Annotated in this window: 1 protein-coding gene; it reads left to right on the top strand. The window is 66.9% G+C overall.

The features are described from left to right. The coding region (locus HKX41_13505; GenBank protein ID NNC25149.1) for a zinc ribbon domain-containing protein at positions 1-236 on the top strand (236 nt) is incomplete at both ends.

The raw sequence follows: 236 nt of genomic DNA on the forward strand, positions 1-236 counted from the left end.
CGTTCAAGATCAGCGACGGCCAGGTGCGCGATGCGATCCGCAAGTGGTACGGCAGCCGCTGGTTCGCGCCGAACCGGCTCAAGACCGCGGCGCTGACCGACACCCTCAAGGGCGTGTACCTGCCGTACTGGACCTTCGACGCCGATGTGTCCGCGCGCTGGAGCGCCGAGGCCGGCCACTACTACTACGTCACCGAGAGCTACACCGAGAACGGCCAGCGCAAGACCCGCGAAGTG

Source organism: Salifodinibacter halophilus (assembly GCA_012999515.1).
Classification (GTDB): Bacteria; Pseudomonadota; Gammaproteobacteria; order Nevskiales; family Salinisphaeraceae; genus Salifodinibacter; species Salifodinibacter halophilus.